Here is a 21982-nt window from a genome sequence, read left to right as displayed (position 1 = left end):
CTTTTTAAACTTGTTTTTAGCTTTGCGTAATTTCGTATCCATCGTTATCAAATGAAAAAACCTCAACCCTAAAATCACCAAATTTACTCTTTAAAATATCTTGTAAATTTTTAGCATCATCTTTGTAAGCAATATTTAAAAAGCTTGAGCCTGAGCCCGAAAGCGTGCTCATTAAAGCACCATTTTCATAAGCTACTTTTCTAACTTCAAAAAGTTCTTCTAAAGCGTGCATTCTATGCTCTTCATGCATCAAATCTTTGCTTGCTATTTTTAAGAGATCATACTTTTTTTCATAAAAACAAGATGTTAAAAAAGCGGCATGAGATAAGTTATTTACACACTCTTTCATCGTATAGTTCTTTGGTAAAATTTGTCTTGACGAGGATGTACTCATTGGCTTATTTGGGATGACAACTACCGCCTTTATCTCGTCGCTTAAACTTATTTTATTTGCGTAAACATTGCCATTTTTTACGATCGCGCTAATAAATCCACCGTGAACTGCTGGTGAGATATTATCAGGATGGGTTTCGTAGATGATAGCTTTATTCAAAACTGTATCTTTACTTGCCTTAAAGCCAGCCATTTCGTACGCTGAAGCAATGGCTCCAACGATCACAGCGGAGCTACTGCCAAGTCCCCTTGAAAATGGGATATTATTTTCAAAAACGACTCTAAAATTTTCATTTTTACCAGTTAGCTCAAAAAAAATTTCATTAAAAATACTTAAGAATATATTATTTCTCTTTAAATTTACACTTCCACTGCCTTCGCCGTTTATCGACACTGAGCTAAATTTTGCTGGCTCGATTTTCACGCTATTAAAAAGCTTCAAACTAAGCCCCAAAGCATCAAAACCAGGACCCAAATTCGCACTTGTTGCAGGCACTAAGATATTCAAAATTTCTCCTAAACTGCTTGGATGATATAATCTGGAAGTGTATCTGAATTTAGTTTTAATTCATCTAAATTTAAAGGCAATCTAAATCCTACTGGTTCCACTTTTTCAAGTGAAATTTCGCCATCTTTTAAAACAAAGCTTAAATTTTTATTTGCTCTTATCGCTTGGTGACCATTTAAGCTAAATCCACTAACCGCATAAAATTCGCAACCCTTTGCTAAAGAGAAAGTCTTTAAAATAACATAGGCCACCTTTAGCCCCATGAAGCTTCCAGGCGTATTTGCATAGATAATTTTTGTGATATTAAATTTAGAGGATAAATTTTCTAAGATTTTTATCAAAGCTTCACTGACATGTTCATCAGTCGTAATTTCATCAAATTTTACGCCGTCTTTATATGCTCCAACCAAGAGCGGAGTCGATAAAGAGACAACTAAAATTTCAATATTTTCTATGCAAATACCTTTTGATACTCTTTTAGAAGTTCGCCATTTAGAGTTGCGATCTCATAGTTTTTCTCATCGGCCATTAAAGCAAGAGTTAATTTGTGATTTAGATCGTGGCTTCCAGCAAATGCTGTATAATCGCCCAATAAAGGCGCTCCAAGCAAGCTCAAATCACCAATTGCATCTAAAATTTTATGCCTTACAAACTCATTTTCAAATCTCAAACCCTCTGGATTTAGGATATGCGTATCATCGATTGCCACGGCATTATCAAGCGATGCACCAAGGGCTAAATTTTGAGCTTGCAAACGTTGTAAATCTTTCAAAAACCCAAAAGTTCTAGCACGAGCTATATTTTTTATAAACGAGCTTTTACTAAAATCAAAAACATATCTCTGTTCACCAATAACTGGATGATCAAATTTTATCGTATAGTCAAATTTTGGACTTCTTGAAGGTGAAGTTCGCACAAATTTAGAACCCTCAACAACCTCAACTTCACGGCGGATAAGAATTACTTTTTTGCCAGCATCAAGATATCTTATGCCAGCCTCATCAAGTAGCATACAAAAGCTTATCGCACTGCCATCCATGACGGGAATTTCATTTGCATCAACAGAGATTCTAATATTATCAATGCCATAACCATTTATTGCTGACATTAGATGCTCAATCGTACTAATAAAGCCCTTTTCGTTGCCAACAACAGTTGCCATCTGCGTATTTATAACATTTTTAGGTTCAGCTTTAAAACTAATACCAAGATCTTCGCGGTGCAAAATAATACCAGAATTTGCATCAAGAGGTTCTAGTATAAGTCTTATCGGCTCACCTTTATGAAGCCCTATACCAACGGTCTCAACGCGTCTTGCGATAGTAGTTTGTTTCAAGAATTTTCCTTATATTTTTAATGCGCTTATGATAGCACTAAAAAATCAATTTTGCAAATTTTTAGTTCTTGTCTATCATCGCTTTTGCAGCATCTAAGACACTTGTGATATTGTCTTTTATCCACTTTTTGTCCATCCATTGTTGTGGTCTTACCTCTTCGCCTTGAACCAAAATTCCAAAGTGAAGGTGATCGCCAAGTGCAAGACCACTAGTTCCAGTAGTACCTATCTGATCGCCAGCTGCCACCATATCGCCCTCTTTTACTCTAGCGCTTGAGCAATGTCCATAAAGCGAATAAAGCCCAAATCCATGATCGATCACAATATTTAATCCATAAATTCCATTTTCAGATGCTAGTACGACACGACCAGCATTGCTAGCTATAATAGGAGCCGCTGCCACACTTGCAAAGTCTATTCCCATATGCCAAGATTCGCTTACTTGCTCATTATTATATGTATAGTACCTGTGATCGGCGAAGTCAGCTACTTTTTTACCATTTCTTAGTGGATAAAACGGAGTCACACTAAAGCCAGTTAACATCTCATCACCAGGATTTGTAGTAAGTGCTGTTATTTTTTCTTCGTTTGAATTTCTAAGCGTTTCATTGACAAATCTCATTTTCTCAAGCCTTGAAAGCGCACTTGGATCTTTTGCATATTGATCAGTTAGATCAACTATCTTACCATCTAAAAATCTATCATTTAATGCAATAGTTGAAGTTTTATACTTTACGTTTTCATAAAAATATCTAACATGTGACTTGCTTTCATTGCCTGCAAAGTCTCTTGCGATGACCTCAGCACTAAAATTTTCAACCTGAACTGGCCAAGCAACGAGTGCTGCATAAAAGCCCTCCTTATAAAATGGTACAGCCTTAAATTTTTTACCAAAATTTGTCTGCACATAAACCTCTTTTAGCTGATTATCAGTTGCTCTAAAGACCACAACCGCACTACCACCTTTTGAGATAGAATAAGACTGTGAAAGTACGTAAAGATCAGGCTTTGAAGTATCAAGCACTACTTCAACCTTTTTACTAGCTTTGTTGCCAGTAAAAAAGCTCCATTTACTAGTATCTACAGCTTCAATATTCATCTCATAGGTATCTTTTTGAGCAAAAAAGCCAGTCTTTGGAAAGGTTAAATTTACATCAAGCTCGGTACTTGGATTTTGTATGATTTGATTTAATAAATTTAGATCATTTTTCCCATCATTCATACTAATTCGTACAAATTTTATACCACTATCGTCTTTAAATTTGATATTCATTGGGGTTCTAAGATTCCAATAAACCTTATCAGCAACACCAATTATTGGCTCATTTCGCTCAAAATCTTTTGACATCAAAGCATAGCCAAAACCACCGGCTAAGATTAAAATTAGCAAAAGCACAACAATACCAAAACCGCCAATTCCACGTCTATACATACATTTTTACCTTAAATTTAATTTGCGAAATTTTACATTTAATCAATAAATTTTTAGTTAATTACAAAATTTCTCTTACAGCTCTAGCGTCGCTCATCCAGGCAAAAAGCTCATCCCAGCGTTCATCTTTGATGAGATCTTTGCACAAATTTAGCTCTTTTTCAAACATATTTATAGCTTCAACAACATTATTTTTATTTTGCTTAAAGATATCGCTCCACATAAAAGGCGAACTCTTTGCGACACGTATCATGCCCTTAAATGTAGGTCCGCCAAGTGCTACGATGTGCCTTTTATCCTCTTCTTTTAAAATTCCACTAGCAAGCGAAAATGCAATCGCATGAGGCAAATGCGAAATAAGACCCACGTGATGATCATGTTCTTTTGCACTCATAAAAATAATCTTCATGCCAAGGCAAGAAAATAGCTCAACGCTTCTTTTTACATGTTTTTCTGCGCTCTCAGCAAAGTCACAAACGATAACAGTTGCTCCTGTGTAAAGTGATTTAAAAGCGGCTTCTGGACCAGAGTACTCAGTACCTGCCATCGGGTGAGCTGGAATGAAATTTTTACGAATTTTTTCTGGCACAGCTTCTATTATCTTTTGTTTGGTTGAGCCAAAATCAATGATAGTTGTATCTTCGCTAATATCAGTTAAATTTTGCACGATGCTCACGATAGCCTCGACTGGTACAGCCAAAAAGATGATGTCACACTTCTTTTTCATCTCGTCAATGCTTAAAATTTCATGCACCAAGCCAAGCTCTAAGGCCTTTTTGCTATGATTTTCATCTTTGTCGTATCCGCTAACACAAGAGATTAATTTTTCATCTTTTAATGCTAGCCCAAGTGAGCCACCCATAAGACCAAGTCCGATGATACCTATTTTCATAAAAAACCTTCAAAATTATAAAATTTAAATTTATTAAAAATAAAATATGATATTATACGCACTTATACTAAAACTCTAGGTTAAATTTAATGAGAAAGAAATTATTTTTATTAGCATTAGCTTTCAGTGGCCTAAGCGCACAAACAATCCAGTCAATAAATTTTAAAGGCCTAATTCACCTTTCGCCTGAAGTAGCAAGCCAAATAATGGGCTTAAAAGTCGGTCAGGATCTGACTCCAAAGCTTAGCGATAAGGCGATTACAAATTTATACAAACAAAACTATTTTGACGATATCTACATAGAAGATACAGGCAATGGCAATCTTTTAGTAGCTGTAAAAGAGAAACCAAGTGTTGCTAGAGTCGATCTAAAAGGTGTTGTAACAAATGATAAAACTGCGATCGAGTCGCTAATCAACATCAAACCAGGCAATATGTATGATGAGCTTACAATAGAAAAAACTAAAGAGAGAATTCGTCAGTATTATGAGTCAAAGGGTTATTTTGATACCGTTGTAGATGTAGAAAAACAACCAGTTGCAGATAACGATAGCTCACTTTTCATAACACTCAACATAAACCGTGGCGAAAATATGATAATCAAAAATGTAAATTTAGTCGGTGCAAAAGAGTTTGATTATGACGACATTGAGCCAGTAGTTGCAAATAAAAGTAGAGAATTTATGGGCTGGCTTTGGGGCAGAAATGACGGTAAAGTTAAACTTTTTGAGCTTGAAAATGATCCAGCAAGAATACAAGACAAATATTTCCAAAAAGGCTATTTAGACGCGACTATTTCGTCACCTTATTTAAATTCATCGTTTGATAATTACACAGCTGATCTTACTTATTATGTTCATGAAGGTGAGCCTTATAAGGTTTCAAATGTAAGCATTACGGCACCTGAAGAGCTAGAGCTTGACACTAAAAAGATTATAGATGACTTTAGGCTTGAGGCTGGCGATACGATGAACTCAGCAAGACTTCGCCAAGATATGAAAAAGCTTGATGATATGGTTGCTGACAAAGGTTATGCGTTTGTAAAAGTCTATCCAAAGACTGATAAATTTGATGAAAATAAAACAGTTGATATTGACTACGAAGTCGATCCTGGTGAAAAAGTATATATAAGAAATGTTCAAATTTCAGGAAACGATAGGACCGTTGACCGCGTTGTAAGACGTGAACTTTATCTAACTGAAGGAAATTTATATAGTAGAACCGACCTTCAAGACTCAAAAGATGCGCTAAAAAGAACAAGCTACTTTGATGATGTTGAGATAGAAGAAAATCCAGTTGATAAAAATACTGTCGATCTAAAAGTAAAAGTAAAAGAGGCTTCAACTGGCTCAATAAGCGGCGGTATCGGATACGGCAGCAGCGACGGACTACTACTAAATGCAGCACTTTCTGACACAAATATCTTTGGCTCTGGCCTTCAAGGACAAGTAAGCGTAGATAAAAGTGACAGAGAGCTTTCAGGTCAGATAAGTCTTACAAACCCAAGAATTTTTGACTCAGAGTATAGCCTTGGCGGAACACTTTACGCAAATGACTATGACTGGAGAACATATAAAGAGAGAAGCTATGGCTTTAGCACAACACTAGGTAGAAAACTAACTAGAAATTTAAGTGCATCACTTACTTACAACATTGAGCAAAGCAAAATTACTTTAAAAGATGATGAACTAAGAGATATCAACACAAAAACAAAAAAAGAAATTTATAGAGAAGGTAAAGCTATAAAAAGCGCTATAACTCCGGCTTTAACATATAACAGCACTGATGATTATTACTTGCCAAGACGTGGCATCATAGCTAGCACATCATTTGAGATAGCTGGGCTTGGTGGCGATATAGACTTTGTTAAAAACCGCACAAATTTTAACTACTACCTAGGTCTTAGAGAGTACATCGACTACGATCTTATCTTAAGATACAAAGCAAGCTTTGGCAAAATTTGGGAAAGAGGATATACTCCGATCAATGAAAGACTTTACCTTGGTGGCATAAGAAGCTTACGTGGTTATGAGAGTAGGACTGTATCTCCAAAAGTAAAATATAATGGCGACTACTATGAATACGGCGGCGAAACTTCATTTAACAACTCAGCTGAAATAAGCTTCCCTATAATAGATCGTGTCAAAATGCGTGGTGTTGTATTTTACGACTATGGTATGATCGGTGAAAATAGTCTAAATGAGATAAAAAGATCATCAGTTGGAACCGGCATAGAATGGATAACACCTATCGGACCACTTCAACTAATCTTTGCAAAAGCTCTTAAACCTAAAGAGGGCGATGATACAAATACATTTGAATTTACTATCGGAAGACGCTTCTAACAAGATACTTTTAAAAGGGGCCAACTTGCCCCTTAAAACCTCTACAAATAAACAAACTTTAAGTCATATAAGAAAAAGCAAGGCAAACATTAGATATAATCCCACAATTTTTAATATAAGTGGGTAAAAATATGAATTTCTCAGACATTTTTTCAAAGATAAGAAAAGCTCAACCTCGTCCAGAAGAAGCACCTACACACTGGGTAAAATGCGATAATTGTCACTCACTGATGTACTACAAAGAAGTTGAAGCTTGTTTTAATGTATGTCCGAAATGCGGCTATCACATGAGATTAAAAGCTACTGATCGCATAAATTTGATCTGCGACGAAGGTAGCTTTATTGAATTTGATGCAAATTTAAAGCCAGTTGATCCATTAAATTTTGTCGATAAAAAATCATACAAAAAAAGAATTACAGAGAATAAAGAAAAAACAGGACGCACAAGCTCAGTGATATGTGGCGAAGGTAAATGCGACGGACAAGAGATCCAGTTAGTTGTTTTTGACTTTGGCTTCATGGGTGGTTCGCTAGCTTCAGTTGAGGGTGAAAAGATCGTAAGAGCGATAAAACGAGCAATAGAAAAACGCCAAGCTTTAGTCATAGTGAGTGCTTCAGGCGGAGCTAGAATGCAAGAGAGTACATTCTCTTTGATGCAAATGTCAAAGACATCAGCTGCTTTAAAACTACTTGATGAAGCAAAGCTGCCTTATATCTCAATACTTACTGATCCGACAATGGGTGGCGTTAGTGCCTCTTTTGCTTGGCTTGGAGATCTAATAATCGCCGAACCTGGCGCATTGATAGGCTTTGCTGGTCAAAGAGTCATCAAACAAACCATTGGTGCTGATTTACCAGAGGGATTTCAAAGAGCTGAGTTTTTATTAGAGCATGGCTTAATCGATGCTATTGTGCCAAGAAGCGAACATAAAAAATATATAAGCGATATGGTTAAATTTCTCATAAACAATAAGACAATACATCAAAAAGATAATCAAGATGAGAGTGGAAGCAACTTTGAACTAAAGCTAAAAACCAAAGGCTAAATTTGGAAATTTCAGTTTTTAGCATTCAAAAATCATCACGTGACAACTTTGAAAACGAGATACAAGAATATATAAAAATGAGTGCAAAATTTGCCAAGATAAACGATAAAGTCTTTTTTAATGAAAAAATAGCAAAAGCTCAAAGTACTGGAAAAAGCGAAGCATTAAGAGCTTATGATGAAATTTATGAGCCAAATTTAAAAGGCTTTTGCGTAATGCTTGATGAAAATGGCTTGCAACTTGACAGCCAAGAATTCGCACAAATTTTAAACTCAAATTCACAAATTAACTTTTTCATAGGTGGAGCTTATGGCCTTAGCCAAAATTTAAAGAATAAAGCGCAAAAAATTGTAAGCTTAAGCAAGATGACGATGGCACATAAGGTTGCCAAGCTTGTACTTTTTGAGCAAATTTTTAGAGCACTTTGCATAAATGCAAACCACCCATATCACAAATAAAGGAATATAAATGACACAAACTGAGCTAAATTTTTTTAAAAAATTACTTGAAGAAAGAAAATTACAGATCAAAAAAAATATCTATGATTCATCTGTTGAAGTAAATGGCTTAAGAGATAGTGGTGTAAGCGATGAGTTTGATATAGCCTCGGTAAATACAGACCAGCTAATAGAGCATTCCATCTCGACGCAACAAAGAGCGGAGCTATCAGAAATAGATGAAGCACTAGAGAAGATAGCAAATAAAACTTATGGAATTTGTGATATGTGCGAAGAGGAGATCAGCATACCGCGACTTAAAGTAAAACCACATGCAAAATACTGCATAACTTGCCGTGAAATAATCGAAAAAACAGCAAAAAACTAAGGAGAAAATATGAAAACTAGAAAATTTCTCGTCTATTGCATAATCTACATAGTAGTTGTTGCAGGACTTACCTATTCTCTTAATAGTTCTGATTACACATTTGAGCTTTTAGGCCAAACTATAACTTTGCCAATTGCTATTTGGGTCGCTCTTCCAGTAGCTGTTTTAGCACTTCTTGCCCTACTTCATATCGCTTATCATGGATATGCTTTTTATAGATATAAAAAATGGATCAAAAAAGATAGCCAGCTTTATAAAGATTTAGCCAAAGAGACGCTTCTTGGCTTTGAGAGCAATAAAGACTTCAAAACCGACACTTACAAGATCGCCTCACAGCTTACTCGTTCTATCTCACCAGTAGGCGAGCTTAAAGATGTCGGTGTAGATGATGCTGAGATAAACAATATCTTACAAACTATAAAAAGTATAAAAAATAAAGAGATCGTCGATCTAAAGAAATTTAGACTAGCAAAAGATAGCAAGTTAAATATCCTAAATGAGCTAAATAAAATCGAGCAACTACCTACTTACTATCTTGACATACTTAAAAATCAAGATCAAAATGAGAGCCTTAAAAAAGCTGCATTTGATAAACTCATAAAAGTAGCTTCTTTTAGCGAGATCAAAAGATTAAATTTTGAACTAGTAAGTGAAGATATAATGCTTATTATTACCCGCTTTGTAAACGACGAGATTGATCTAAGTAGTGATGAAATTTTTGATCTTTTAAACAACGCAAAAGTGACAAAAGCTCAATACGATAAAGCCGCTGTAATGCTTAAAAATAAGCTAAAACCAGATGCATTTATCGGAATCTTTGAAAAACTAAAAAGCATCCATGCTGATGCTGATGAGGCTTATGTATATGCGCTATTTGAGCTTCAAATGCTTGATAAAGTAAGAGAGGCTATCGAAGGTAGCGACCCAGATGAGTTTAAAGAGATAAAGGTCTTGTTATTTTTACGAGATAACGGCAAAATGGTGCCTAGCTCGTTATTTTTTAAATGATAGACTTTAGCAAAAAACCACTTTTCTTAGCGCCTCTTGCTGGCTTTTCTGACTTGCCACTAAGAAGCGTAGTTAAGAAATTTGGCTGTGATGTCACTGTTAGCGAAATGATCAGCGCAAATGCTCTAGTATATGAGAGCAGTGACAAAACACTTGAAATGATTAAAAAATCCCCAAATGAAGAGCCTTACATCGTCCAGATAGCTGGTAGTGACACAGAAAATATAAAAAAAGCTGTGCAAATCATCAATAAATTTGATGGAATTTATGGGCTCGATCTAAACTGCGGCTGCCCCGTACCAAAGGTCGTTAGACAAGGGGCGGGTTCTGCTTTACTAAATGATCTTGATAAACTTCAAATCATAATCTCAGCCATAAAAAGTGTCTCAAACAAAGAGAGCCTAAGCGTTAAATTTAGGCTTGGCTTTAATGATAAAAATGAGATCAAAATCGCAAAAGCCTGCGAAGAAGCTGGCGCAAACTACATCGCAGTGCATGGACGCACCAGAGCTGGCGGATACAGTGCAAAGGTTGATTACGAAGCGATCGCTAGAGTAAAAGCGAGCGTAAAAATCCCAGTTATCGCAAATGGCGATATAAATGCACAAAATGCAGATGAAATTTTAAACCTTACAAAGTGTGACGCCCTAATGATCGGCAGAGCGAGTATTGGTAATCCTTGGATATTTCACGAGATAAAGACTAAAACTAGCGTGGATAAGGCGCTAAAACAAAAGATAATCCTAGCTCACTTTGATGCGATGATCGAGCATTACGGAGAGCACGGACTTTGCATATTTAGAAAGCACTTGCATCAATACAGCAAGGGCATCGACGGCGCAACAACCTTTAGAAACGATATAAATTTTATCAAAGACGCACATGTGATGAGAGAGCGTATAAGGGAGTTTTTTGCCTAGATGCAAGGCTACATCCTGCGTGTGCAAAAGGTCAGAGACGAGGACCTTTTAGTCTTTGTGCTAACGCCAAATTTGCTCGTAAAGTCATATAGATTTTTTGGTGCTCGCCACTCAAACATCATGACTGGCTATAAGATCGACTTTGAGCTAGAGCAAGAGGCAAAATTTCTACCAAAGCTTAGAAGCATACTTCATCTTGGCTTTAAATGGCTGTTAGAGCGTGACAAGCTCATCATTTGGCAGCAGTTCATGCGCCTACTTTATGATCATCTAAAAGAGGTCGAGCAGCTTGATGAAATTTATTTTAATGAGCTTGATCGCTGCGCCAAACAGATGCAGCTACAAAATCCAAAACGCCTTATCATCGAAAGCTACGTTAAAATTTTAGAGTATGAAGGTAGGCTTCACAGCGAGCTTGAGTGTTTCATCTGCGACGAGGAGATAGAGAGTGAGCTTTGCTTAACTCGTGGTTTTTTACCCTCTCACAAGCACTGCCTTGATAGGAGCGAATTTGACGCTAGCAAGATCAAAAATTTATTTGATACAAAAAGCACGATCGAGCTAAATGACGATGAGATAAACCGACTTTATAAAATTTTACTTGACGGACTTTAAGTTATAGCTTGCTATTTTAAATAGCTATTTTTTAATATTTAAAGCACATGACTATTTTTTTTAAGCTTAAATTTTCTAAGTTACAAAATTCTAACCAGTGGTTTTTGCACTAAATGCTTTTGTATTTGTTGTATATGACAGTTTTGATTTATGCACAAGTACAAGAATTTCATCTATTCATACATTTTGTATTTATTTTGATAAAAGCCAATTAAAATAGAAATATTTATAGATTGCTTCTTGGGATTAGTCCCAAAAAGCAAGTAAAATTTTACTCTTCACTACTGCTATTGAGAGCAAAAAAAGTATCAGTATGGATATTTTCAAATGCTGCTTTTAGCGAAGTAAAAAGCTTTGGATTTTCTTTTTCTAAAGTCGCTAAAAGCTGTTTGGTTTCATATCTAGCGTGTGGCATTTTCACGTCAAATCGCATCGCAGGACATGCCTCATCGCCAATGACTCTTAATTCATTTTTCATAGCATTTTCGCGAAGCTGTCTCTCGCGAACGAAGATAAATGGCCTAATAACCGTGATTCCATTTTTTGCAGTATATTTTGGAGCAAGCGTCCTTAGTGCACCATTGTAGGTGAAATTCATAAAAAAGCTCTCCGCTGCATCGTCTAAATGATGAGCAATCGCGAGCTTATTAAAACCATGCTTTAAGGCGTAAGTATAAAGATAACCTCTTCTCATACGAGAAAAGAAACTACAAAAACTGGAATTCTTACGGATTTTCTCTTTTGAAATTTCAAAGATTGAGCTATCTATCACTTCATGCTCTATTCCGTGCTCATTGCAATGCTTCGTAAGATAAGCGTAGTCCTCACCCATGCCGTAGCTTAGTGTTACTGCTTTAAACTCAAATTTCTCAGGTGTAACGTTTTGGATATGCTTTAGTACGTGAGCTAGTGCGAGGCTATCTTTACCACCGCTAAGACCAAGCAAGATCTTATCTCCGCCCTCTATCATCTTGTATCTAGCATTTGTCTGACCAACTTGCCTAAGAAGCCTTTTACTAAGCTCTATCATAAATTTTCTACCATTTCAAGTATAAATTTTGCACTAACATTTGCTAAATCTTGCAAAAATTTATCAAAGTCAAACTCTGCTGCATCACCAGCTCCATCGCTGATAGCTCTTAGTATAAAAAATGGCACACCAAGTGTTTCGCAAACTAGTGCAACGCTAGCACCTTCCATCTCGGTAGCGCTCGCATTAAATATCTTTTTAATCCAAGCTTTCTTTTCATTATCGCAGATAAACTGATCTCCAGTCGCAATAACACCAGCGCTTAAGCCCATATCTTTTTTATCAGCTATCTTTTTTGCCAGTTCATTTAGCCCTACATCACTTTTGACAAAGATACTTGTGCCTGGCACATAGCCATAAGGATGGCCAAAAGCCGTGATATCAAGATCATGTTGCACCAAGCTAGTAGCATAAAGCATATCACCTATTTTTAAACTCTCATCAAGTGAGCCAGCTACGCCAGTAAAGAGCAATTTTGAGGCCTTAAATTTTTCTACCATTAAAGTTGCCGTTATGGCTGCATTTACTTTACCTATCTTTGAATAGGCAATGACTAGCTCTTTTCCCTTATAGTTTGCTAAGTAAAATTTATTATTTGCATATTGAACATTTTTATATTCACCAACCATTTCAAGGATCGGTGTTATCTCCTCTTGCATAGCTCCAAGTATCGCTATCATCTCTCCTCCAAAATTTTCACAACTTCTTCAAGACTTGCCATATCAGTAATACTATAAGTTGGCTTTTCAGTAATTTTTTTATTGATGCCCTTTAACGTCGCAGCACCAAGCTCGATAAAACAATCAACATCATTTTCATAGTTTTTAATGCTCTGTTTATAGCAAACTGGTTTTATTAGCTGCTCTTTTAGTAGGACTAGTGCTTCGCTTTTATCAGTATAAATTTTAGCATTTACATTTGAGACAACTGGAGAAAAATTGGTAGCCAAAGTACTCTCAAGCTCGCTTGCTAGTCTAACACTAGCTGGCTCAAGTATCGGACAATGGCTTGCTACTGACATATTTAAAAGCATTACTCTTTTTGCGCCAGCTTCTTTAAATTTTGCTTCATAACTAGCAAGATCGGCTCTTACGCCAGCGACAACGATTTGTCCATCGCAGTTGTAGTTTGCAGCATAAATTTGTAAACCTTCTTCTCTTGCTTTTTTACAAATTTCTTCAACCACTTCATCACTAAGTCCAAGAACTACCATCATGCCAGCATCTTTGCCAACGCAGGCTTCTTGCATAAATTTACCACGTAAATTCACAAGCCTAATCGCATCAATAAAATTAAATGCTCCACTAATTGCAAGAGCAGTAAATTCTCCAAGTGAGTGCCCAAGACTAAATTCTGGTTTTTCTTTAATAAAATTTGAAAAAGCCAAATAAGTCATTAGCGAGTTTAAAACAATAGCTGGCTGAGTAAATTCTGTTTTATCCAACTTATCGTTTTGTGTAAATAAAAGCTCTTTGTAATCAATGCCAGTGTCATTACAAGCATCATTTAAAAGTAGTTTAGCAGTAGAAAAATTTTCGTAAAAGTCTTTTCCCATACCAATACTTTGCGAGCCTTGGCCCGCAAAAACAAAAGCAATTTTTTTCATTTTAGCTTCTTAATGATGGTGATGTCCGTGTCCACCGCAACCGCAACCACCATCCTCGTGTCCGTGTCCATGCCCATGTCCATGACCCCCGCAGCACTCATGTTCATGCTCATGATCGTGACCACCGCAACCGCAAGTATGAGCCCCAGCTACCATACCTGTTGCTTTTTCATCTTCTGTCGCATCTCTAACTTCTAAAACTTCAACATTAAATAGTAAATCTTTACCAGCATATGGGTGATTAAAATCAACTGTTACTTCGTCATCTTTGATCTCTTTAACAATAACACGAACGCTTGAGCCATCCTCATTTTGACCAAAAAGTTCCATTCCTTCATGTAAATCTATACCAGCAAACTGCTCTTTTGGTAACGACTGAATGGCTTCATTATTATATTCACCACAACCTTCTGCTGCCTTTACGCTTATAGTTGCTCTTTCACCTGATTTTAACTTGCTTACTTCTTCCTCAAGCTTTTCTATAATATGACCATGCCCTGTTATAAATGAAATTTGTCCACCTTCTTGCATGTTTGACTCTAGAATTTCACCAGTGTTGGCATCTTTTAGTTCATAAAACATAGTTATAACTTGATCTTTACTCACAACAATCTCCTTAGATTTGGTTTTTTGATTAATGTGGGATTATATCTAAAAAAGATTAAAATTTAGTTTCTATTGGGAGAGGCTTTGGCTTCTTTGCTATCTGGATAACCGACTTTTAAAGCCTTATAAAATCTATTTGCACTTTGCGTATCACCTATCTTATCAAAGCTTATAGCTGTGTGATATAGAAGTTTTGGTGTATAGTCGGCCTTATCTTCGTTCTGTATGCTTTTTTTGTAGTATTGTATAGCTGTGCTGTATGATTTTTGACTGTAAGCAACTTCACCTAAATAATAATTTGTTGCACCAGTTTTATAGCCTTTTTTATTTAAATATTCAAAATATCCAGCTGCTTCTGTGCTATTGCCAGAATTTAGAAGTTTAATGCCATCAGCCAAAATATCTTTATCGCTTTTTCCACTAAAATTTGAAGTTGGCTTGTTTTGTTGTTTTGGATTTGCATTTTGCTTTGGTTGAGCAGCATTTTTATCCATTATTGCACCTAATTTATTTAAGGCAGCAGTAATATTCTTGTAGTTTTTGTCTTGTATATCTCTAGTTTCATCAACATAAGCCTTCAGTGATGTCAAACTTACACCAGAATCACTTATGCCTCCATTTACCTTCGTCTCTATATCATTTATTCTTTGCTCAAGCTTATTCATTCTAGCACTCATGCTCTCAATCAAGCTTTGCAAACCTTGAAGTTGTTCTAAAACATTATTCATATTCTCTTCAATATTTTGAACACTTCGCTTATTATTTAGGGTAACTTTTTCATTGTCAGTTAGACCGTATGGATTAGCGCTATCCATATTACCTGCATCAAAAGCTGAAATCTCTTGGCCCGAGGCAATAGAGATAGTGGCTCCAATCAGAGCCACTATAATTGATTTTTTGTTCATTATTATTTAATTATAAATTATGGAAGTACTTTGAAATCTGCACGTCTATTTTGAGCATCGCAAGCTTTTGTTTTATCTGTGCAAACTGGATTGCTTTCGCCGAAGCTAACTACAGCGATTCTATCAGCACTAACGCCATTTCTTACAAGAGCATCTTTAGCGCTTTTAGCACGTTTTAAACCAAGAGCATAGTTATACTCATCCGTACCCCACTCATCGCAGTTACCTTCTACTTTTATAGAAAGAGCTTGAGCGTCAGCTTGGTTAAATACTGATGCATTTGAGCTAACAACGCCTTGTTGATCAGCTTTGATATTAAATTTATCAAAGTCAAAATATACACTTTTAACTTGACTCTCAATGTTAGCAATAAGAGCTGCTAATCTATCAGCATCGCTCATGCTACCTGAATTGTCTGCAGATTGATTTGAATTTGAATTCATATCAACTTCAGGGTTTTTTGAGCTACAACCGCTCAACAATAAAGTTGCAACTGCAACACTTGCTAGAACTACTTTTTTCATTCCTTATCCTTTTTTAGAAATTTGGTCGAATTATATCACAAAAATTTTAAATTTTATCAGAATATTACCAATCTATAGATTGAATTTTTCCTACTTTTAAAGGAAACTGAAAACTTCTGTTTTCATTTAACCTAACAACTCCTAGTGAACTTTGACCGCCAAGTTCTTTGATAAATACGACACTTTGACCGTCACTTGAAAATCTTGGATAGTTATTTTTGCCATTTGCTGTAAGCTGGCGTATAAAATCCGTTTGAGTTGAAATTAGATATATATTAAAACTACCACTTGCTTCTCTACTTGAATAAACAACATAATTTTCAAATGTGCTTACAGAGTTATTATTCTTACCATGAAATACCATTTGTTCAACGCTTCCGCCAGAAATCGCAGGAGTTGCAAAAACATTAGGATAACCAAGCCTATCTGATACAAAAACTATCTTACTATCATTATCTACAAAATTTCCATTTACATCTATGCCTGAATAATTAGTAATCTGCGTCAAATTTTTGCTATTTGTATTATAGATAAATATATCTGGTTGATCTTTTGGTGCCATAGTTAATAAAATTTTACTTCCATCTTTACTAACATCTGAGGCTATAAGCATGCCAATGCTATCAATTATCTTTGTTTTTGTACCAGAATTTAGATCATATCTAAATAAAGTTGGCTTATTGTTTACATAAGATGTATAGTAAAATTTACTTTGATCGGCTCCAGCCCATTTAGGGAAAATGTTTAGACCGCCGCTTACTATAGTCTTTTGATATGTAAGTGTATAATCAGCAACTATAATAGAGCTTTGGCGAGCTGAAGTATATTTTGAAAGAATAATAAATTTTTCCATCCAGCCAACTGGTGGTAAATTTAGTTCATTAGTAAGCTCAACTATACTTTTATGCGCTAAAAACGGATACTTTGCGCCGTCTGGCATAGTGTAAACTTTCTCATATCTTGTGGTTGCCGTTTTAGCGTTTATCAGTTTTACTCTTAAAGTAAGAGGTGAGCCCATAGAGCCTTCAAGAGCATATCTAAAGATAAGCTCGACGCCTTTATCACTCATTGTATTAGTAGTCGCATCCCCTTCATAGGTAGAAGGCACATGATCTTCGATTACTTCAAAATCGGAACTAACCTTTAGATCTCCTAACATGATTTTAAAGAATTTATCTTTAAAAGCCATATCACTAACAGCAGTTGTTGCATCTTGCAAAGCTATCTTTGGCAAGGCAATACCTTGATTTACAACAGATATGGTTGCATCAGCAGCATAAAGCCCTAGAGCAACACATAAAAAAAGAAAAATTTTCTTCATCTCTACTCCATAATTTTATAAATTTTAGTTTATTTTATCTTCTAAATTTAAATTAAAAGTAGTGCTTTTGTCTGGATTGAATGGAAATTTCTCCGTTGTAAGTTTTTCTAAGCACTCTCTTACTTTTGCATTAAATTCTTCATTATATGATAGCTCTAAAATTTCATAGCTAAAATTTCCGCTCTGATCTATCATAACTTTAACTTTAGCTAAATTTGCAGAATCGGCCTTATAGCTTTGCCATCTTCTTTGAATTTGTTTTGTTATCGCACCCATTAGTGGATCGTAAGTACCGGTAGATTGTGATTTTGGAGCAGTTGGATTTTGATCTATCTTTAAACTCTTTATTATATCACTAGCTTCTTTTGCGGCTTTTGAACTAGAAGCTTCGCTTTTTTTACGACTTTGCACTTTATTTTCGGCCTTTTTTATACCATCATCTTTTTTAAGTTTCGTAGGATCTATGTCACTAAAGAGGTCTTTTATATTTGGTTCTTTTGGTTTTGGCTTTTCAACTGGCTTTGGTGTAGGCTTAGGCTCAGGTTTTGGTTCTGGCTTAACATCTTCTTTAGGCTCTTCACTTGGTTTTAAAATTTCTGGTTTTGGTTCTGGTTTTTTAGGCTCAGGTTTTGGTTCCTCTTTTGGAGGAGTTGGTAAGCTTGGGGTAGGTAATGGTTCATCTGGTACAACAGGCTTATTTGTAGTCTCTTGTTTATCTTCTTCTGACTCCTTTTTTGGTTCAGGCTTTGTCTCTTTAACTACTTCATCTGCTTGTTTTGGAGCTTTAATGGTTTGATCAACTTCTCTATCAACCATAACCACATCCATAATAGCATCTTTATCATCAGTATATTTTTTAGGAGGTTCTGCAAAAAAAGTAAGCTTTATAAACAAAATAAGTATAATAATAACGTAAATACAAGACGCTACAAGAAACGAACTAAGCGTTGGAAATTTAACTTTATTTGACATCTTAACCGTTTGTCTCTAAAGCTACTTTATTAAAACCAGCACCTTTCAAAGTCTTTAATACAAACATAACATCATCGTATTTTAAATTTTTATCAGCTTTTATATAGATAGGCGAGGTTTTATCGTATTTTGTACTCATTAATGCGATATTATCGGGAAACTCAGCAAGGCTCATAGTACTCTGATCAACTCTAACTTGTCCTTGCGAATTTATAGATACTATAAGGTCTTTTTGCTTAGATGTTGAAGTTTTTGCCTTTGAACCATCCGGAAGAGTAATATCCTCTTGATATGTTATGGTTGGCATAGTAACCATTAAAATGGCTAGTAAAACAAGCATAATATCAACAAGAGGAGTTATATTTAGCTCTGGTGTCTCATCGGTAAATTTAGCAGCCATTTATAGTATCTCATCATCTTTTTTAAGTGCTATCATTACATCAGCCTGACGCTCGATAACACTCATTAATTCATAAGCTTTTCTTTTTATGAGTAAATTAAATGTATATGCTGGGATGGCAACAAAAATTCCGCAACCAGTTGCAACAAGTGCCTCTGAAATAGCTGGAGCGATAATACCAAGTGATGAACCTCCACCATTTCCAAGCTGTGAAAATGTCTCTAAAATAGAAACAACGGTTCCAAAAAGACCAATAAAAGGCGAAGTAGATGCTATTACACTTAGCCACGTTAACCCACTTGTAGCATTTTTCTCGGCTATGCTTATACATACATTTAGTTTTTCTCTTGAGATTCTTCCATTTGCACATTTTCTCAAAGACGAATCATTTGGAATATTTTTAGCACCCATAAGCAATGCTTCAAGTGCATTTTGCTCACGTTTTTGCCAAGCTCCAATACCAGCCATTCTTGAAAAAAGAATTGTGAAACTAACTATAAAATATATTGACAGCCAAGTTAAAACAATAATTGTAATAAAACTACTTCTTTGAATGTAATTTAAAAATAAATCTATACCGCCCACTTATCTAGTTCTCACTACATTTTCCATTTTAGATATAGTTGCTGCAAAAGCATTTGTGTCACTACTCATACTCTCTATCAAATTTCTAGCAGCTTCCAATGAATTTGCAAGCTCACTTTCACTATCACCAGAGACATAAACCGCACCGTCAGCTAGTATTACTACCTTACCTTCGTCAATCTTTGCATAGCCCCAGTTGATTGCAACAACATCATGTTTTTTATTTTTATGTTCTATATCTATAATACCTGCTTTTAAAAGAGATATTAATGAGGCATGGTTTGGTAAAACACCAAACTCACCCTCGCTACCTGGAAGCACTACACTACTCACGTCATCATTAAATATCTGACCTTGAGGAGTTACAATCTCTAAATGTAATTTATCCATTACGCTTCCTTTTTAAATTTAAGCCTTAAGTTTCTCAGCTTTAGCTAAAGCTTCATCTATATTTCCAACCATATAAAATGCTGCTTCTGGTAAGTGATCATATTTACCCTCTAAAATTCCCTTAAAGCCAGCTATATTTTCGTCAAGACTTACATATTTACCAGGGCTACCTGTAAATACTTCAGCAACAAAGAATGGCTGAGATAAAAATCTCTCGATCTTTCTTGCTCTATCAACTGTTAACTTATCTTCTTCGCTAAGCTCGTCCATACCAAGGATAGCGATGATATCTTGAAGATCTTTATATTTTTGGAGCACAGCTTGAACGCCGCGAGCTACCTTATAGTGATCTGCTCCTAAAATTTGAGGATCAAGCATTCTTGAAGTAGAATCAAGCGGATCAACAGCTGGATAGATACCTTTTTCTGCAATAGATCTATTAAGAACTGTCGTAGCATCAAGGTGCGCAAAAACAGTAGCAGGAGCTGGATCCGTAAGGTCGTCCGCAGGAACGTAAACAGCTTGAACAGATGTGATCGAACCTTTTTTAGTTGATGTGATTCTCTCTTGGAATTTACCCATCTCACTTGCAAGAGTTGGCTGATAACCAACAGCTGATGGGATACGTCCTAGCAGAGCTGACATCTCTGCACCTGATTGAGAGAAACGGAAGATGTTATCAATAAACATCAAAACATCAAGCCCCATCTCGTCTCGGAAGTACTCAGCCATTGTAAGACCAGTTAGCGCGATACGGTTTCTTGCTCCTGGTGGCTCATTCATTTGGCCATAGCATAAGGCAACTTTATCCAAAACGTTACTTTCTTTCATTTCGTGATAAAGGTCATTTCCTTCACGAGTTCTCTCACCAACGCCTGCAAATACAGAATAACCGCTGTGTTTAAACGCAACATTGTGGATAAGCTCCATAATAATAACCGTTTTACCAACACCAGCACCACCAAATAGGCCTACTTTACCGCCCTTTGCGTAAGGAGCTAGAAGGTCGACTACCTTGATACCAGTTTCAAAAATTTCACTCTTTGTGCTTTGCTCTTCAAATGGAGGAGGATCGCGGTGAATAGACCAGTGTTTATCAAAATTTATACCCTCACCCTCGTCAATCAAATCACCAACTACGTTAAAAATTCTACCTAGAACTTTTTCACCAACTGGCACACTAATAGGTGCACCAAGCGCTTTAGCCTCTAAGCCACGAGTCAGACCCTCGCTCATATCCATAGCAATAGTTCTGACTCTATTATCACCTAGGTGAGCAGCAACTTCTAATATTAGTTTATGTTTCTTGCCCTCAACCTCAAATAAAACTTCGATAGCTTCATTGATCTTCGGCAAGTAGTCATTAAAGTCAACATCGACCACAGGGCCCATAACTTGACTAATAACACCCTTCATTCATACTCCTTTTATTTCATTGATTCAACACCACTGATGATCTCGATAAGCTCAGTGGTAATAGACTCTTGTCTTGCTTTATTGTAAGCAAGATTTAACTGTTTGACGCGTTGTTTTGCATTGTTTGTTGCATTATCCATAGCTTGCATTCTAGCGCTGTGCTCAGCCGCCAAAGAGTCAACTAAAGCATAATACATACTATACTCAAAATATTTATTGAGCAATTCATCCATAATCTTAGTATAGTTGTCCTCTGGCTCAAATTCCATCAAAGAATTTGTCTCAACCGCAACTATCTTAGACGGCTCAATAGGCACAATATCATTTACTCTAATCTCTTGAGAAATCATATTTTTATAGCCATTGTGTATTAGCACAACCTTATCTGTTATGCCGTTTGTAAAATCATCAATGGCATCTTTTATGATCTTTTGAGCTTTTTCATAAGTAGGAGAAGAGCTAGCTCCGACATAAGTCTCAAGTAGTTCAACGCCTTGGAAATTGAAAAATTCTATGCCTTTTTTACCAACAGCTCTTAGTCTAACTTTGATCTTTTTGGCTTTTAGCCCATCAATCATGCGCCTAACTGTCTTTATAGTCTGGACATTAAAGCCACCACAAAGCCCTTTATCAGCGGTAACAAATATAATATCAACCTTTTCTACACTCTTTGTTGTGTTAAAAAATTTACTCTCAGTCATAACTGAAGCGTATTGATTGATCTTATAAGCTATCTCTGATAAAACCTCATTGATCTTAAGTGCGTAAACTCTAGAGTAGCGTGCAGCCTCTTCAGCTTTGCGAAGCTTTGCTGTTGAGACAAGCTTCATCGCGCGCGTCGTCTTTTGAGTGTTCTGAACGCTCTTAATCTTTCGTTTTATATCTTTTAAATTTGACATATCTTAGC

25 protein-coding genes are annotated in these 21982 nt (G+C 36.0%); 7 read left to right on the top strand and 18 right to left on the bottom strand.

From position 1 onward, the window contains the following. Nucleotides 1-16: 16 nt before the first annotated feature. The 5 genes from thrB to F3G66_RS02065 all read right to left on the bottom strand — a co-directional run bounded on the left by thrB (nucleotide 17) and on the right by F3G66_RS02065 (nucleotide 4561). Nucleotides 17-901 carry a homoserine kinase gene (gene thrB, locus F3G66_RS02085; RefSeq protein WP_149706984.1) on the bottom strand — a complete coding sequence of 295 codons (885 nt, stop codon included), beginning with the start codon at nucleotides 899-901 and terminating at the stop codon, nucleotides 17-19. 8 nt (nucleotides 902-909) lie between these two features. Continuing rightward, the gene (locus tag F3G66_RS02080; protein ID WP_087576685.1) at nucleotides 910-1311 is read right to left on the bottom strand and encodes a glycoprotease; all 402 of its coding nucleotides are present in this window, start codon (nucleotides 1309-1311) and stop codon (nucleotides 910-912) included. A gap of 41 nt (nucleotides 1312-1352) precedes the next feature. Further along, on the bottom strand, nucleotides 1353-2237 hold the full coding sequence (gene lpxC, locus F3G66_RS02075) for a UDP-3-O-acyl-N-acetylglucosamine deacetylase (RefSeq protein ID WP_107695471.1): 885 nt from the start codon (nucleotides 2235-2237) through the stop codon (nucleotides 1353-1355). A 61-nt stretch (nucleotides 2238-2298) separates the two neighbouring features. Next, nucleotides 2299-3669, bottom strand: a complete 1371-nt coding sequence (gene pgp6 / locus F3G66_RS02070; protein ID WP_149706983.1) for a peptidoglycan metallopeptidase Pgp6 — start codon at nucleotides 3667-3669, stop codon at nucleotides 2299-2301. Between the two features lie 61 nt (nucleotides 3670-3730). Next, nucleotides 3731-4561 carry a prephenate dehydrogenase gene (locus tag F3G66_RS02065; protein ID WP_084108777.1) on the bottom strand — a complete coding sequence of 277 codons (831 nt, stop codon included), beginning with the start codon at nucleotides 4559-4561 and terminating at the stop codon, nucleotides 3731-3733. Nucleotides 4562-4650: 89 nt separating this feature from the next. Here F3G66_RS02065 and bamA point away from each other — a divergent pair, with 89 nt between their 5' ends. From bamA to recO, 7 genes are all read left to right on the top strand, one after another. Continuing rightward, entirely contained in the window at nucleotides 4651-6906 is a 2256-nt protein-coding gene (gene bamA / locus F3G66_RS02060; RefSeq protein ID WP_149706982.1) for an outer membrane protein assembly factor BamA, read from the top strand. A 131-nt stretch (nucleotides 6907-7037) separates the two neighbouring features. Further along, entirely contained in the window at nucleotides 7038-7952 is a 915-nt protein-coding gene (gene accD, locus F3G66_RS02055; RefSeq protein WP_149706981.1) for an acetyl-CoA carboxylase, carboxyltransferase subunit beta, read from the top strand. A gap of 2 nt (nucleotides 7953-7954) precedes the next feature. Continuing rightward, nucleotides 7955-8410 (top strand): 23S rRNA (pseudouridine(1915)-N(3))-methyltransferase RlmH, encoded by a 456-nt coding sequence (locus tag F3G66_RS02050; RefSeq protein WP_084041273.1) that lies wholly within the window; start codon nucleotides 7955-7957, stop codon nucleotides 8408-8410. Nucleotides 8411-8420: 10 nt separating this feature from the next. Next, a complete protein-coding gene (gene dksA / locus F3G66_RS02045; protein WP_035167251.1) occupies nucleotides 8421-8777 on the top strand; it encodes an RNA polymerase-binding protein DksA in 357 nt (118 codons plus the stop codon). Between the two features lie 9 nt (nucleotides 8778-8786). After that, complete coding sequence (locus F3G66_RS02040) at nucleotides 8787-9785, top strand: uroporphyrinogen III synthase HEM4 (protein WP_149706980.1); 999 nt, start codon at nucleotides 8787-8789, stop codon at nucleotides 9783-9785. Continuing rightward, on the top strand, nucleotides 9782-10705 hold the full coding sequence (locus tag F3G66_RS02035; protein ID WP_149706979.1) for a tRNA dihydrouridine synthase: 924 nt from the start codon (nucleotides 9782-9784) through the stop codon (nucleotides 10703-10705). The genes F3G66_RS02040 and F3G66_RS02035 overlap by 4 nt, the downstream gene beginning before the upstream one ends. Next, nucleotides 10706-11320 carry a recombination protein RecO gene (gene recO, locus F3G66_RS02030; RefSeq protein WP_021087592.1) on the top strand — a complete coding sequence of 205 codons (615 nt, stop codon included), beginning with the start codon at nucleotides 10706-10708 and terminating at the stop codon, nucleotides 11318-11320. A 271-nt stretch (nucleotides 11321-11591) separates the two neighbouring features. Here the strand turns inward: recO and F3G66_RS02025 are convergent, their stop codons facing one another. The 13 genes from F3G66_RS02025 to atpG all read right to left on the bottom strand — a co-directional run bounded on the left by F3G66_RS02025 (nucleotide 11592) and on the right by atpG (nucleotide 21974). Beyond that, nucleotides 11592-12350, bottom strand: coding sequence for a tRNA 2-thiocytidine biosynthesis TtcA family protein (locus F3G66_RS02025; RefSeq protein WP_149706978.1), 759 nt, complete (start codon nucleotides 12348-12350; stop codon nucleotides 11592-11594). After that, on the bottom strand, nucleotides 12347-13030 hold the full coding sequence (locus tag F3G66_RS02020) for a 5'-methylthioadenosine/adenosylhomocysteine nucleosidase (RefSeq protein ID WP_149706977.1): 684 nt from the start codon (nucleotides 13028-13030) through the stop codon (nucleotides 12347-12349). Before F3G66_RS02020 ends, F3G66_RS02025 begins: the two co-directional genes overlap by 4 nt. After that, a complete protein-coding gene (fabD, locus tag F3G66_RS02015) occupies nucleotides 13027-13956 on the bottom strand; it encodes an ACP S-malonyltransferase (protein WP_149706976.1) in 930 nt (309 codons plus the stop codon). Before fabD ends, F3G66_RS02020 begins: the two co-directional genes overlap by 4 nt. Nucleotides 13957-13965: 9 nt before the next feature. Beyond that, on the bottom strand, nucleotides 13966-14568 hold the full coding sequence (locus F3G66_RS02010) for an FKBP-type peptidyl-prolyl cis-trans isomerase (RefSeq protein ID WP_223154201.1): 603 nt from the start codon (nucleotides 14566-14568) through the stop codon (nucleotides 13966-13968). A gap of 56 nt (nucleotides 14569-14624) precedes the next feature. Beyond that, nucleotides 14625-15467, bottom strand: a complete 843-nt coding sequence (locus F3G66_RS02005) for a tetratricopeptide repeat protein (RefSeq protein ID WP_149706975.1) — start codon at nucleotides 15465-15467, stop codon at nucleotides 14625-14627. A 17-nt stretch (nucleotides 15468-15484) separates the two neighbouring features. Further along, nucleotides 15485-15991 carry an OmpA family protein gene (locus F3G66_RS02000; RefSeq protein ID WP_021090913.1) on the bottom strand — a complete coding sequence of 169 codons (507 nt, stop codon included), beginning with the start codon at nucleotides 15989-15991 and terminating at the stop codon, nucleotides 15485-15487. Between the two features lie 64 nt (nucleotides 15992-16055). Then, complete coding sequence (gene tolB / locus F3G66_RS01995; protein ID WP_149706974.1) at nucleotides 16056-17312, bottom strand: Tol-Pal system protein TolB; 1257 nt, start codon at nucleotides 17310-17312, stop codon at nucleotides 16056-16058. Nucleotides 17313-17336: 24 nt separating this feature from the next. Beyond that, nucleotides 17337-18284 (bottom strand): TonB C-terminal domain-containing protein, encoded by a 948-nt coding sequence (locus tag F3G66_RS01990; protein ID WP_149706973.1) that lies wholly within the window; start codon nucleotides 18282-18284, stop codon nucleotides 17337-17339. 1 nt (nucleotide 18285) lies between these two features. Continuing rightward, nucleotides 18286-18684, bottom strand: coding sequence for a biopolymer transporter ExbD (locus tag F3G66_RS01985; protein WP_085657715.1), 399 nt, complete (start codon nucleotides 18682-18684; stop codon nucleotides 18286-18288). After that, the gene (locus F3G66_RS01980; RefSeq protein ID WP_051288435.1) at nucleotides 18685-19269 is read right to left on the bottom strand and encodes a MotA/TolQ/ExbB proton channel family protein; all 585 of its coding nucleotides are present in this window, start codon (nucleotides 19267-19269) and stop codon (nucleotides 18685-18687) included. Continuing rightward, entirely contained in the window at nucleotides 19270-19659 is a 390-nt protein-coding gene (atpC, locus tag F3G66_RS01975) for an ATP synthase F1 subunit epsilon (protein WP_021090667.1), read from the bottom strand. It abuts the gene before it with no gap. An 18-nt stretch (nucleotides 19660-19677) separates the two neighbouring features. Continuing rightward, nucleotides 19678-21075 (bottom strand): F0F1 ATP synthase subunit beta, encoded by a 1398-nt coding sequence (gene atpD / locus F3G66_RS01970; RefSeq protein WP_103580399.1) that lies wholly within the window; start codon nucleotides 21073-21075, stop codon nucleotides 19678-19680. An 11-nt stretch (nucleotides 21076-21086) separates the two neighbouring features. Continuing rightward, on the bottom strand, nucleotides 21087-21974 hold the full coding sequence (atpG, locus tag F3G66_RS01965) for an ATP synthase F1 subunit gamma (RefSeq protein WP_149706972.1): 888 nt from the start codon (nucleotides 21972-21974) through the stop codon (nucleotides 21087-21089). Between the last annotated feature and the right edge of the window lie 8 nt (nucleotides 21975-21982).

The organism is Campylobacter concisus (genome assembly GCF_902460665.1).
Classification (GTDB): Bacteria; Campylobacterota; Campylobacteria; order Campylobacterales; family Campylobacteraceae; genus Campylobacter_A; species Campylobacter_A concisus_AL.
This window is presented reverse-complemented; position numbering and strand designations above follow the sequence as displayed.